The organism is Streptomyces sp. NBC_01525 (assembly GCF_045040405.1).
Taxonomy (GTDB): domain Bacteria; phylum Actinomycetota; class Actinomycetes; order Streptomycetales; family Streptomycetaceae; genus Streptomyces; species Streptomyces benahoarensis.
Genome location: NZ_CP109397.1, coordinates 25,270 through 39,315, shown reverse-complemented (window position 1 = coordinate 39,315; position 14,046 = coordinate 25,270). Strand labels below are relative to the sequence as shown.

The following is a 14,046-nucleotide window of genomic DNA, read 5'->3' as shown; positions in this document are numbered from 1 at the left end:
CGGGTCCCTCCTTCATCGGCGGCGCACGGAGGCGGACCGCCGACGAAGGGAATCGTCAGTGACGCCGACGCGTGCGGAGCCACGGGCAACCCGCGACCGGGCCGGGCTCCGGCGCCCCGGGACCGCTCACGCGGGCGCCCCGTACCGATCACCGTCACCACACGCCGTATCGGAAGTGATCTGACAGCCCAACAGCTCCCGGAACAGCCCGTCGTCCTCGGCGAGTTGTCGGTACGTGCCCTCCTGTACGACTCTGCCCCCGTCGAGGACGACGATCCGGTCGGCCACGGCCAGGTTGGTGAGCCGGTGGGTCACCAGCAGGACCACCTGGTGCCGGGCCAGGGACCGTAGCCGCTGGAAGATCCGGAATTCGGCCAGTGGATCCAGATTGGCCGTCGGCTCGTCGAGGACCAGCAGGCCCGCTCGGCGGAAGAAGGCCCGGGCGAGGGCGATGCGCTGCCACTGACCGCCGCTCAGCTCCTCCCCGTTGAGCCACTCGCGGGCGAGGAGAGTGTCCAGACCCGAACCGAGCGCCTCGACGACCTCGTCGGCGCCGGCTGCCTCGCACGCCTCACGCACCGCCGTGTCACCACGCGACGCAGGCTGCCCCAACGTGACGTTCTCGCGTGCGCTCAGCGGCCACCGCGCGTACTCCTGCGGTACGAGGGCGACCTGTTGCCACAGCGCCTGCGGATCGGCGTCGGCGGTGGGGACGCCGTCCCACCGGACCTGCCCGGAGCTGGGCAGATACAGGCCGCTGACCAGCTTCGACAGCGTCGACTTCCCCGAACCGTTGAAGCCCACCAGCGCGGTGATCTCGCCCCGGCGCAGGGTGAGGGAGACGTCGGACAGCGCGGGGCGGTCCTTCCCGGCGTAGTGGTGGGTGACCGACGTGATCTCGATCTTCTCGGGCGGCCCGGCGCGGTGGGTGCCCCGCCGCATCCGGAACCCTCCGGCCTTGTCGAGGAAGCCGCTCCAGTCGTCCATGTACAGCCCGGTGCGTACGGCCCGGGCGCCGACGCTCACCAGGCCGCGGACCGACTGCCCCACCGTCTGCAGCGCGAAGACCGCGGTCCCGGCGCGGCCGACGCTGATGCGACCGGTGGCCAGCAGGAACACGACCACCGCCCAGACGACTGCCGATCCCACACCGCCGCACACCGCCCCGACCAGGGACATCCGGGCCCCTTTGTCGGCCGCGATCCGGTCCTCACGGTTGATCCGGCTGACCGTGTCCCGGTACCGGCCGGAGAGGAACGCGGCCATGGTGCCGGCCCGGATCTGATCGGCGGCCTCCCGCGTGAAGATGTGCCAGCGCAGCACGGACAGCATGCGGTTGGCGCCATTGCTCCGCAGGTTCGCCAGGTAACGGACCCGGGCGGCGCTCACCTGCGCCAGGGCCTGCGGAAGGCTGGCCGCCACCAGCAGCGGGAGGAGTACCGGGTGCACCCCGGCCAGGACGACGGCCCCGGCGAGGAACGAGGCCGACGAGGCGATCAGGTCCTGTCCCTCGTCGATCAGGTCGCCGGTGACCTGCGCTCCGCGGTCGGCGGCCTCACGGTCGCGGTTGAAGGTGGGTTCGTCGTACGCGCACAGCTCCACCTCGGCGCAGCCCGCCAGCAGCATCTGCTCGGCCTCCCGCGACATCAGTGGACGCAGCCGTGAGGAGAGCCAGGTGACCGTGATCCCCAGGAGGGCGCGTACACCGGAGGCGCCCGCCAGCAGGGCCACGGACGGCCATGCGTCGAGCAGCCGGTGGTAGACATCGCCGCTGGTCAGCAGGGCGGTGAGGGTGCCGCTGATCGCGACCAGGCCCAGGGCCTGCAGCACACCGGCGACCGCCTGGCACAGCAGGAGACCGACGGTCGCCGCGCGGTCGACCCGCCAGGCCAGGGCCAACGACCGTCGCACCAACCGCGGCAGCCGCCGGGCCATGTCACGCATCCGGATCGAGCGCCCGGCGGCTTCCCGGCTGCCGGTCACGTCCACGTACTGCATCGTCGGCTCGGGTCCGGGCTCTTCCGCGCCGAGTCCGTCCGGGGAGGAGGCGCCCGGCGCATCGGCGGGCTCGGGTGGGGCGGTGCGCGGCCCCGGGACCGTGTGGGCTGCATCATGGGTGGGCTCACTCATACCGTCCACCCCCTGTCCGGGCACGGTGAGGTGCTGACGCCGTCGACGTCGTACGAGGTCGTGGCGGGCCGCAGCGCGCGCACCGGGAGGCGGTGCGTGAGGTGAGGAGTGGGATACATGGCGTCCTCCGGGCGGGGTGTCGGGCTGTCACGGCGTCCAACGAGAGACCCCGCCGCTTCGAACACATGTGTTTCGGACGTCGCCAGCACCCCGCAACGGAGCGAAAAGATGTTCGTTCCGAATACATCGACCCTTGCCGCACGGGGATCGCCCTCCGCGGCGCCGTGACCGAAACGCCGACGGTCCCGATCCGAGCCGAAGCCGGCGTGCCGGGGCCGGGGGACCGGAACCCGTGCGGCCGTTCCTCGCCCGGGACCGCTGCGGCCCCGGCTACGGCTCCAGCGGTTCCGGGTCGTCCCGGTGTGCGAAGACGACCTGTACGGAGTCGGGGATGGTGTGGGCGTCGAGCGGGTGAGGCGGCTTCGGGAGAACGAGGGTGTGCAGGTGAGGGAAGCGGGCGAGCCAGTTCATGCTGCGGAAGACGGTGGTGTACCCCTCGCGCAGCCACAGGTGGGTGAGCCGCTCCGCAGACAGGTGTGAGGCGAGGTCGCCGGGATGGTGGGTGCCGAGGATCTGGATCCGGGCACGGCCGCCCATGGCGCGCAGCGCACGGAGGTGTTCGGTGCTCGCGGCGGTGAAGTACAGCTCGTTGTCCTCCGGGAGGTGGGAGATGATCTCGTCGGCGTAGGCGGAGCAGTCGAACCGGTGCCATGACCAGGCCAGTTGGCGGCGCACGGCCAGTGAGGGGTGCGTCCGGAAGCCGGTCAGGTAGGCGATGGCGGCGTTGGACGCCAGCCGGGTGGCGGTGATGACGCATGCCTCGGCCTGGTCCTCGTCGAGGTGGTCAGGGCCGGGCAGCATCGCGATCACGTTCGCCCCGCCGTACTCGGCCAGGCGCCGGGCGGCGCCGGGGTTGCCCGGCGGCAGCAGGTCCCGGGTCAGCAGCATGATGCTCTCCTGGAGCACCGAGTCCACCTCCGGGGCGTGATCCAGGCAGGAGCGCGCGAGCAGGACGCGACGCAGCGGTAGCCGTCGTCCCCTGGTGGGCTTCGTGGCAGCCGACGTACGTGATCGTTGGAAGCGGAGTTGGGGTCGCCCGGGGCTGGTTTCCTCGTGGGGGAGCGTGTCGCCGAGGACGGGGACGAGTCCGCGCAGGATGCGGGCGCGTTCGTCCGGGCGGCCGTGGGCGACGGCCATGCGGATGACGTCCTCCCATTGGGAGTTGTCGGCGTTGTTCTCCAACCAGGGGAAGTCGCGGGCCTCGACGATGGCTTTGGCGGCGAGGTAGTCCTGGAAGGTGCGATGGATGAAGTCCACCGTGTCGGCGGTGGGTTGCCGCAGGACGCCGCTGCGGTCCAGCAGATGACGGAGCACGCTCTCGGCATCGGCGTTGAGGTGCGTCATCGAGGGCAGATGCTCGGCGAGGACGGCGTGGGCGTCGTCGCGGCCCATCTCGGAGCGGTCGTTGCGGACCATCCAGTGGGCGATGCGCTGCAACAGCGCGATCTGCGGTTCCTTCCCGATCCGCAGATCGCCCGGGCGGTGCATCCCGCGTTCGAGGTCGCGGCGTTCCAGCAGCATGGCCAGGGCGGCGTCGTAGAGCTCTTTACGGTCCTCGGGCAGGAATCCGTGGCGCTCGCGGTGCAGGGCGCACAGCAGGCCGCACATCAGAGGGTTGACGGCCAGGTGGCCCAGGTCCGGTTTGGTGCGGACGGCTGTCAGCAGGGCCTGTGCCGGTTCGTCCCCGGCCCGGGCCGCGGCGTGCCACCGCCGGATGAACGCGGCGATGTCCTCCTCCGTCATGGGCATCAGGGACAGTTCCTCGAACGTGTCCGTCTGGAGCCAGTCGTCCTGGACCGCCGAGGGGCGCGTCGTCACCAGCCACAGATTCCTCTCCGGGAAAGAGGCGATCAACTGGTGCAGCCACTGCCGTGCGGCCTCGCGCATGTCGTGCGGCACCTCGTCCACCCCGTCGACGAGCAGCAGCCCGCGACCGGCGGTGAGCACACGCTCCGCCCAGCCGGCGGGCTCCGTCAGGGGAAAGCCCACCGCGGACAGGAACTCCGCCGGGCGCGGCAGCGTCCCGCGGGCCAGGGTGCGCAGTGGCAACACGAACGGGATCCGGCCGCGAAGTGCCCCGAGTTCGTCGGGCAGTTTCTCGCGGGCGGTGGACACGGCCAGCCACTGCAGCAGCGTGGTTTTCCCGGAACCGGCCAGGCCGCGCAGCAGTACCCGGTCGCGACCGGCGAGGATGCGTTCGGTGGGGACGGGGACCGCCGGGCCTTGCCGGGTCTCGGTCTCCAGGGAGATGTACGCGGTATCGAGCTGCCATTCGCGGGCGTGGCGCAGATCCAGCCCGTAGATCGTCAACTCGCTGTGCCGACGGATGAGTTGCTGTGCGTACCGGGCCTCGAAATCCGCGTCCCGGGAGCCGACACCGGGGACGCGGTCCAGCAAGGTCGACATGTCGGAGCGTATGAGCCCCTGTCGCCGTGTCTGCTCCACGAGGGTGCGCGCCACGAACGCGGAACGCTGGGTGAAGAAGTGGAGGATGTGCCGGCACGCCACACGCAGTACGGCGTCATGCAGGACCACGGCGTCCTGCGACAGGAACAGGAATATGGACGCGGGCACCTTTTCTTTCAGGCACCGTGCCAGTTTGTCCTCGCCCAGCTCGACGGCCTGTACGTCGTCCATGTCGAGGTCGCCGAGTGCATGCAGGGTGAAGGCCAGGGCGTGCGCGGTGGAGGCCGTTTCGTCCGGGGCGGGCCGGTCGCTGGACGGCAGCGGCTCGACCGCCCGCCGCACCAGCTCCGATGCCAGCTTGTGCAGATCCTTCTCGCTCAGCCGCTTCTTCTCGCCGCGGAAGGACAGCCACCCCGTCAGCCGTACGGGGCGCTCGACGACGCCTGCGCCGGGTCCGTCCGCGACGAGCAGCTTCCGTACCAGCGGCTGGAGCGCGGCCGTCCCCAGCCGCGCCCCGATGACCGACGGATCCATCTGGCAGTCCCCTCCCGTGTGCCCTACCACATCCGGCCGTGCGGCTCGAGTATGGCGGATCTTCCGAAGGGGATTTCCGGGCCGGGGGAGCCCGTTGGCCCGTTTCGTCTGCTGTTCTCTCCGGCGGACTGTCGGCCTACGTGGTCCCGGAGGGGAGCGTCAACGCCGAGTCCGCGTGGAGCGTGACGTGCACGGGCGTGAACGTGGTGGCGTCGAGGGGGGAGTGGCCGGTGCCGGGGTGGCGGGCGTAGCGGGGGTGGGCGCCTGCGCTGATCTGCCAGCGGATGCGGTGCCCGGCGGCGAAGCGGTGGGCGGTGGAGCTCATCGGCACGGTGACGTGCGCGGGTGTGTGTCCGGTGGTCCGGGCCCGGCCGATTCCGTCGCAGACGTTGACGGAGCGGCCTTGTGGGTTGACGTCGCACAGGCGGGTGAAGACGTCGGTGTACCCGGTGTCCGTGGAGATGCTCAGCCGCGCGACGACCGGGCCGAGGATGTCGACGGGTTCGGTGAGGGGCGGTCCGGTGAACGTCAGGACGTCGTCCCGGGCCTCCAGGCCGCTGTTGTCCTGGGGACCGGCGGTGCGGGAGAGCAGCGGGCCGCCGACGGACGGGGTGGGGTCGGCCGGGTCGTAACGGAAGGACGCGAGCGGCGCGGAGCCCGTGAGGGCCTGCGGGGTGAGGCGTTGGTCCGGGGCGGGGTGCCATGTGGTGGGGGAGGCGGGCGGTGGCCAGTCGGCGAGGTCCCGCCAGGCGTCCTGGCCGCCGATGTGGACGCGTGCCGGGGTGGGGCGCAGGCCGGAGCGGTCGGCGCACAGGTGGGCGCGCAGCCAGGCGAGGCTTTCGGCGAAGACGGTGGGCCAGCCTTGACGGAGGGCGGAGGTGTGGGTCCAGGGGCCGACGAGCAGGGCGGTGTCGCAGCCTGCCCGGCGGAGCCGGTCGTACTGCGCGAAGGTCTGGTCGGCGAGTCCGTCGTGCCATCCGGTGATCAGCGCTGTGGGGACGTCGAGCCGTTGTGCGGGTTCCGCCGGTGAGGCGCCGTACCAGTAGGGGTCTTCGGGGTCGGGGTGGGCCAGCGCCGCGTCCAGCCAGGGAAGTTCGCCCAGGGCGGAGGTGTATGCGCCGCGCAGGGGCCGCGCGGTGACGATGTCGCCCAGGCGGCGCTGCAGGCGCAGTGCGGCTCTCAGGAACGGTGCCGTGCCCCGGTGCTGGTAGGCCATGCCGACCCCGACGGCGAGGGCGTTCTCCAGATGCACCGCGCCATCCGTGTGGAACAGGGCATGGGGGTCGTGCAGTCCTACCTGCACCACCATGGCCTTGAGCTCCGGTGGTGGATCGAGGGCGAGGGCCCATTGGACGTAGCCGAGGTAGCTGGGACCGATGGTCCCCAGCGTTCCGTTGAACCAGGGTTGCCCGCGCAGCCAGTCCACCGTGGCCCGGCCGTCAGCGGCCTCGTTGCGCCACAGGTCGAACGTGCCGCCCGAACCGCCGGTGCCGCGGCAGCTCTGCAGCGCCACGTGGAAGCCCTGTTCGGCGAGGAGCAGTCCGTACAGAGGGGACCACGGCAGGCCCCGGCCGTAGGGCGAGCGGACCAGGAGGGTGGGGAAGCCGCCCTCCGCCCGCGGGAAGTAGTGGTCGGTGACCAACGCACTGCCGTCGCCGCCCGGCACCACCAGCCCCGGCTCCCATCCGGCCTCGAACCGCCGCTTCGGCAGACCGCGCCAGGTGGCCCTGAGCATCCGCGAGGACAGCGGAGGCTTCCCGGCAGGCGGCACCCAGGCCGTTCCACCCCCGGCACCGTGCATGCGTGACGACATCGTCTCCCCCTTCGTTCATTCTTCATTCCGTACGTTGTACGAGAATAGAGGATGCTTGGATGACCTCCGCAAGAGCCACCCCACCAGGCAAGGAAGACGAGACCGTGCTCAACGGCGCACAGCCCGGCCCCGCGGGCACCGACCCCGAACAGCTCTGGCTACGCCCCGCCGAACCCCGCCGCGGCCGCAGGCCCTCCTTCAGCCGGGAGGCGATCATCGCGGCGGCCGTCGCCCTGGCGGACGCGGAAGGGCTGGATGCGGTCACGATGCGCCGGGTGGCCGCCGAGGTCGGAGCGGGCGTCATGTCGCTCTACAGCTACGCCCCCGACAAGGAGACGCTGCTGGAGCTGATGGTCGACCACGCAGCCGGCGAACTCACGGTCATGGCCCCGCCCACCGGCGACTGGCGCGCCGACCTGAAAACCCTCGCCCACCTGCAACGCACCCATATGCTCCACCACCCCTGGCTGCCCGCCACGCTCACCACCCGCCGTACCCCGGGCCCCAATACCCTGGCCTTCCTGGAACATGCACTCGCCGCGCTGCGCCCCACCGGCCTGGACGGCGCGGTCAAGCTGGAGGTTTTCGCTCAGCTCACCGCGTTCGTGGCCGGTCACGTCACCCACGAGATCGCGCAGGCCGCCCTCGCGCACTCCCCGGACCGGGCCGCAGCCGAGTCCCGCTACCTCGCCGCCGTCGCCGCCGACGGCTCTCACCCGGAACTCGCCGAAGCCCTTTCCGCCCCGGGCCGCCCCCTTGACGCCGAAGCGACGTTCAGCCGGTTTCTGGGACGTCTGCTCGACGGGCTGGACGCCGGTTGATCCGACCTGTTCGCCGGGATCGTCCGCTGCCTCAACATCGCCGCCGACGCACTGCCGAGCTCGTGGGCCCGTCTACGCTCGGGGCGCCGGCGGCCGCAGGAGCAGAAGGGGGAACGGGAATGACGGAGAGACGAGTGGTCATCGTGACGGGCGGGGGGACGGGCATCGGCGCGGCCACCACCCGGTTGCTCCTGCGCGCCGCGATCCCGCACCTGCTGCGGGCGCGCGGAGCGGTGGTCGCCGTGGCGTCGGTGTCCGCACTCCGCAACGGCCCGGGCGACGCGGTGTACGCCACCTCCAAGGCGGCCCTGCTCCAGCTGTGCCGTTCCCTCACCGTCGACTACGGAGGCCAGGGGCTGCGCGCCAACACGGTCTGCCCCAGTTGGGTGCGGACCGAGATGGCCGACCGGCACATGACCCGCTTCGCCGCAGAGGCGGAACTCGCCGACCACAGCGTTGAGTCGGCGTACGACGAGGCGACCAGGGCCCTTCCCATGGGACGGCCGGGCGAAGTCGCGGAAGCGATTTGCTGGCTGCTTTCTCCGGCGGCGTCCTTCGTCAATGGCGCGGTGCTCACCGTCGACGGCGGGGCGGCGGTCCTCGACCCTGGAACGCTCGCGTTCGACTTCCGCCTCACGCCACGCGGCGACGCGGGATCCGCGGACATCTCCACACCGGCTTTCTGACGGCCCGCTGCGTCCCCCCGTCCAGGACGGGGGCTGAGGTCACCGGACGGGGTCGTTCACCCCGGCCGGTGCCGCGCCGTATGGACGGCGTTACGGCCAGGCATCGACGGCCGGCTTCCGGACCTCCCGCCTTCGGACCTGCCGCCCCTGGGCGTCCGCGCGGGCATCCCGCCCTCTTCCCGGTACCCGTTCCACTTGGAACACTCCACTGTCCGTTCCACCCCGCACCGCCTGCCACCACGCCGCCTGACCACGGCACCCCCACACACCAAGAGGTACAGGCCCATGCCAGAACTCAACCGCCGCAGGTTCCTTCAGATAGCCGGTGCGACCGCGGCGCTGTCCGCCCTGTCGGGAAGCATCGCCCGCGCCGCGTCCATACCGGCCCGCCGCAGCGCCGGCACCCTCAAGGACGTCGAGCACATCGTCGTGCTGATGCAGGAGAACAGGTCCTTCGACCACTACTTCGGCGCACTGAAGGGCGTACGCGGCTTCGGCGATCCGCGCCCGGTGACGCTGCCGAGCGGCAAGCCCGTCTGGCACCAGCCCGACGGCACCACGGACCTGCTGCCCTACCACCCGGACGCCGAGAACCTCGGCATGCAGTTCATCGAGGGCCTCAACCACGACTGGGCGGGCGGCCACCAGGCCTGGCACGACGGCAAGTACGACCGGTGGATCGCGGCCAAGGGCACCGGAACGATGGCCCACCTCACCCGGAAGGACATCCCCTTCCACTACGCCCTCGCCGACACCTTCACCGTGTGCGACTCCTACCACTGCTCGATGATCGGAGCCACCGACCCCAACCGCTACTACCTCTTCTCCGGCCACGCCGGAAACGACGGCAAGGGCGGCGGCCCGGTCCTCGGCAACGAGGAAGCCGGATACGGCTGGACGACCTACCCGGAGCGCCTGGAGCAGGCCGGAATCTCCTGGAAGGTCTACCAGGACATCGGTGACGGCCTGAACGCCGACGGCGGATGGGGTTGGACCGACGACGCCTACCGTGGCAACTACGGCGACAACTCCCTTCTCTGCTTCACCCAATACCGCAACGCCCAGCCGGGCGACCCGCTCCACGACAAGGCCCGCACCGGCACGGACGCCAAGCACGGCGACGGTTACTTCGACCGCCTCAAGGCCGACGTCCAGGCCGGAACGCTGCCGCAGGTTTCCTGGATCGCCGCCCCCGAAGCGTTCTGCGAGCACCCCAACTGGCCCGCCAACTACGGCGCCTGGTACGTCTCGCAGGTCCTCGACGCCCTCACCTCCAACCCCGAGGTGTGGAGCAGAACGGCGCTGTTCCTGACCTACGACGAGAACGACGGCTACTTCGACCACGTCCTGCCGCCCTTCCCGCCGGCCTCCGCCGACCAGGGCGCCTCGACCGTCGACACCGCCCTCGACCACTTCCCCGGCAACGTCGCCTACGCCGCCGGCCCCTACGGTCTGGGTCAGCGTGTCCCCATGCTCGTCATCTCCCCTTGGAGCACGGGGGGTTACGTCTGCTCCGAGGTCTTCGACCACACCTCCGTCATCCGCTTCATGGAACGCCGCTTCGGCGTCGAGGAACCGAACATCTCACCTTGGCGGCGCGCCATCTGCGGCGACCTGACCTCCGCCTTCGACTTCACCCTCCAGGACACCGCCCCCGCCGCCCTGCCCGGCACCGGCGCGTATGAGCCGCCGGACAAGGACCGTCACGACAGCTACGTACCTCGCCCGCCCGCCACCCCCGCCCTCCCCAAGCAGGAGCCCGGCTCCCGCCCGGCCCGCCCGTTGCCCTACGCCCCGCTGGTGGACGGCGCCGCCGCTCCCGACACCGGCAAGTACACCCTCACGTTCAGCGCCGGTGACAACGCCGGAGCGTGCTTCACCGTCACCGCGGGCAACCGCACCGACGGGCCGTGGACCTACACCGCCCACGCCGGCAAGCAACTCTCCGACACCTGGAACACCGCCTACTCCCACGGCGTCTACGACCTCTCGGTCTTCGGCCCCAACGGCTTCCTGCGCACCTTCAAGGGCTCCGGCACCGCCACCGGACCCGAAGTCACCGCCCGGCACGACGCGTCCACCGGGAACCTCATTCTGACCCTCACCAACCCCGGCAGCACCGACTGCCACCTCACCCTCACCAACGCCTACGACGACACCACCGCGACCCTCACGGTCCCCGCGGGCGGCAGCGTCCAGCACACGGCGGACCTGCGCGCCGGAAAGCGCTGGTACGACCTGTCCGTCGTCTCCGACTCCGATACCTCGTTCCTGCGCCGCCTCGCCGGTCATGTGGAAAACGGCGAGCCAGGCGTCAGCGATCCGGCGATCATCACCGCTTGACCGGCAGGGGAGCGGGGCGCCGCGGACGGGAGCAAAGAACTGTCCCGGAGCTGAGCCGTGCACAGCGCCCGTACCGACCACGTCCGCGCCCGCCCCTTCCCGCGGCATCTCACCGGATTGAGCAGGGCTCCACCCCGGTTGCGTCACCGGCACCGCAGGGTGGGCGGAGCAGGGGAGAGCTGGACTGACCGGGCCGGATGCGGCCGCGAGCCGTCAGTCAGCAGATGTACCGGCAGTCAGTCGGTCCACGCATCGCCATCGCCTGCCTCTGCGCGAGCCACCTCGCTCTCAAAGCGGTGATTGTCAATGTTTTGACTACGGTAGCGGGAACTGGCACCATGAATGATGTGTCGGATGCGGATGATGAATGTGAGCTTGCTGCAGTGGTCGTGGCGCTGAAGGCAGCTGAGGAGCGCGTCGCTGCTGCGCTCCGTACCTATCTTGCCCGCGACCCCGTCACCGGACGCCCCCCACACGGTCGTATCGGACGCGCGGCGCAGATCACCGGCTGGGGCGAGCAACGGGTGAAGGAAACCGTCACCCCGGCCCTCGCCGAACGCCGCCGCGCCAAACGCGCCGCCACGGAAGCAACACCGCGATGAGCGACTTCGACGCGATCGACTCCCTCCTCGCCTCGCTCACCCCCGAAGCCGACCTCCCTGACGCCGAGACCCGCCGCACCCTCCGCGAACAGGCCGGACTCTCCAAAGCGCAGGTCGCCCGGACCCTCGGCGTCAGCCCCTCCACGGTCACCGGCTGGGAAACCGGCCGTGACCCCGCCGGACAGACCCGCACCACATACGCCGACCTTCTCGGCCACTTCCTTGACGGCTCCGGCGAGCCGGTCGAGGTCGACGCGGACCGTATGCTCGCCGACATGCCGGCCTTCCGCCGAAACGTGGACACCACCCTCGCCGAGGTGAGGAAACTCCCGGACGGCGCCTTCGAAAGCTCCTGGCAGAGCAGCGCCCCCGATCCGCCGCAGCGGTAGCGGAACGCCCCCCGGCGCAGGCGCGGGCCTCGGCCTCTCCCTCGTCGCGGGCATCGCCTGCACCCACGGCTGGCCGGTGGATGCTGCAGCCGGTGGTGAACGCTGCGGCTTGACCGTACGGTACGGCCTCCGGCGTCGTGACACCGGCGCGTCCGGTCCGCTCCCGCACGGCACACCACCGAGTGGCCGGCCCACCGCCAGCCCTCGGAATTCCTCGACCCGCCCCGTGACCCGCCCGCATCACTGAGTACATTTCAGATCGTCCCCAAGTCCCTTGGAAAGGACTGTTCATGAGCCGATTCCTGATGCGACGAGCGCTGGTCGCGTTCACCGCGGCGGGCGCGCTGTGTGCCTCGTCCACAGTCGCCGCCCCGGCAGCGCAGGCCGCCACACTCCCCGTCGGCATCAACGCGCCCTACCTGTACCTCGGTTGGGGGCACCCGCAGAACCCCGTCCGTGTCATGAAAGCCACGGGCATCAAGCAGTTCACACTGTCGTTCATCACCTCCGGCGGTACGTGCAACCCGAAGTGGGACGGCTCCCGCCCCCTGCGGGGAGGAGCGGAGGAGAAGGCCATCAAGAACATCCGCGCGGCAGGCGGCGACGTCGTCGCCTCCTTCGGCGGGTGGAGCGGCAACAAGCTCGGCATCTCCTGCACCACACCCACCGCACTGGCCCACGCCTACCAGAAGGTGATCAACGCCTACCGGCTCAAGGCAATAGACATCAACATCGAGCACACGGAGGACGACAAACCCGTCGTCCGCCAGCGCATCGTCGACGCGCTGAAGAAGGTCAAGGCGGCCAACCCCTCCCTGAAGGTCTACATCACCTTCAGCGGCCGGTCCGACGGGCCCGTCCTCACCATCCGCGACCTCATCAAGCGGGCCGGCGCGGCGCGCCTTCCGGTGACCGGATGGAACATCATGGCCTTCAACTTCGCCACCCCCAACACCATGGGCACCACCACCATGAAGTCCGCCGACGGCCTGAAGAACGCCGTCGCCGCCGCGTACGGCCTGAAATCCGACGCCGCCTACCGCCACATCGGCATCTCGACGATGAACGGCAAGACGGACATGAAGGGGCAGACCATCAGCGTCCGCAACTTCCGTACGATGCTCGGCTACGCCCAGCGGCACCACCTCGCCCGGTTCACCTTCTGGTCGGTCAACCGCGACCGCTCCTGCACCCGCGGCCTTGGCGCGGACTCGTGTAGCGGGGTCAAGCAGGCACAGTACGACTACACCAAGGTGGTGGCGCGCTACCACGGCTGACCCGCAGAGGTCCGCCTGACTCCTCCTGGGGCCGGCGATGCGGCGCGCTCCGCGCTTCCTCGCCGGCCTCCCGGAATCTCTTCGCGCTCTCGGTGCCCACGGCCGAGCAGACGTGGGCAGGCCAGGACGAGCGGGGCTTGCCCGCATCACGCCACCGGCCATCTCCTTCGTCACCCCTACGTGCCCACGCGGGAGGGAAAGGATTCAGTGCCGGTGAACCGTCACGAATCTTCGGGTACCCGAACTACGGACTCAACGCCGCTGTGGGGAATCGAGGGTGGAGGAGGGACGGGGATGTGGCCCTCATTCTGGGCCTGTTGGCGGTGTTCGACTTGGCCGCTCGGGTTGTCGCCTGGGTTTCGTAGCTCTATGAGACTGATCTCGCTTGTTGCGGTGGTGATGCACATCTGTAGATACCTGCAGATGACCGCTATGCCAGACGCTTGTTTGTACTGGTCAGGGACGTACATGGGCGAGGTGGACAGCCAGAGGACCGTCGGTGGCGCGCGTCAGCGTGCCGAGTTGGAACCGATGGCGATCACGCGGAAGGCATTGGAGGTGAGGCGGGTGTGACGTGGGCGAGGGAGGGCTGCCAGAGTGCGGGCGAAGGCGACGGATACCGGGTAGATCACCAGGCCACGGACCAAGAGAGCGACTGAGACATCTTGGCGCACTCCAAGCGCGCGCTGTCCATGACGAGGCGGTGCAGGCGGCATCACCAGCGGTCAGTGAGGCGCCGCTGGCGGCCGTACCCACGGGCGGTGATCGCGCGTGCCGTCATCCAAGTACTCCGGCCACGAGGAAGCCGAATAAGACGCTCGTGGGCGCGATGGGCGGCGCTGAACGCGGTAACTCCCCCGGTGCGTACCGAGGCGTCGAACCTGGCGTCGGGACCGCCTGGCGGTAGCGGACGCAGACGAGCCGG

Annotated in this window: 9 protein-coding genes; 6 read left to right on the top strand and 3 right to left on the bottom strand. The window is 70.4% G+C overall.

Translation table 11 applies throughout. The annotated features are described in order from the left end of the window. Nucleotides 1-126: 126 nt before the first annotated feature. From OG422_RS00145 to OG422_RS00135, 3 genes are all read right to left on the bottom strand, one after another. Complete coding sequence (locus tag OG422_RS00145; protein ID WP_405747577.1) at nt 127-1,998, bottom strand: ABC transporter ATP-binding protein; 1,872 nt, start codon at nt 1,996-1,998, stop codon at nt 127-129. 522 nt (nt 1,999-2,520) lie between these two features. Continuing rightward, a complete protein-coding gene (locus OG422_RS00140; protein WP_405738199.1) occupies nt 2,521-5,190 on the bottom strand; it encodes an NACHT domain-containing protein in 2,670 nt (889 codons plus the stop codon). A gap of 136 nt (nt 5,191-5,326) precedes the next feature. Beyond that, a complete protein-coding gene (locus tag OG422_RS00135; RefSeq protein ID WP_405738196.1) occupies nt 5,327-7,003 on the bottom strand; it encodes a CocE/NonD family hydrolase in 1,677 nt (558 codons plus the stop codon). Between the two features lie 59 nt (nt 7,004-7,062). Here OG422_RS00135 and OG422_RS00130 point away from each other — a divergent pair, with 59 nt between their 5' ends. The 6 genes from OG422_RS00130 (at nt 7,063) to OG422_RS00105 (ending at nt 13,121) form a co-directional block, all read left to right on the top strand. Then, nucleotides 7,063-7,824, top strand: coding sequence for a TetR/AcrR family transcriptional regulator C-terminal domain-containing protein (locus OG422_RS00130; RefSeq protein WP_405738193.1), 762 nt, complete (start codon nt 7,063-7,065; stop codon nt 7,822-7,824). Nucleotides 7,825-7,943: 119 nt separating this feature from the next. Next, on the top strand, nt 7,944-8,510 hold the full coding sequence (locus OG422_RS00125; protein WP_405738190.1) for an SDR family oxidoreductase: 567 nt from the start codon (nt 7,944-7,946) through the stop codon (nt 8,508-8,510). A gap of 285 nt (nt 8,511-8,795) precedes the next feature. After that, nucleotides 8,796-10,853 carry a phosphocholine-specific phospholipase C gene (locus OG422_RS00120; RefSeq protein WP_405738187.1) on the top strand — a complete coding sequence of 686 codons (2,058 nt, stop codon included), beginning with the start codon at nt 8,796-8,798 and terminating at the stop codon, nt 10,851-10,853. A gap of 224 nt (nt 10,854-11,077) precedes the next feature. Beyond that, nucleotides 11,078-11,455 (top strand): hypothetical protein, encoded by a 378-nt coding sequence (locus OG422_RS00115; RefSeq protein ID WP_405738184.1) that lies wholly within the window; start codon nt 11,078-11,080, stop codon nt 11,453-11,455. Then, a complete protein-coding gene (locus tag OG422_RS00110; protein ID WP_405738181.1) occupies nt 11,452-11,844 on the top strand; it encodes a helix-turn-helix domain-containing protein in 393 nt (130 codons plus the stop codon). The genes OG422_RS00115 and OG422_RS00110 overlap by 4 nt, the downstream gene beginning before the upstream one ends. A 290-nt stretch (nt 11,845-12,134) precedes the next feature. Then, the gene (locus OG422_RS00105; protein ID WP_405738179.1) at nt 12,135-13,121 is read left to right on the top strand and encodes a chitinase; all 987 of its coding nucleotides are present in this window, start codon (nt 12,135-12,137) and stop codon (nt 13,119-13,121) included. Nucleotides 13,122-14,046: the final 925 nt, after the last annotated feature.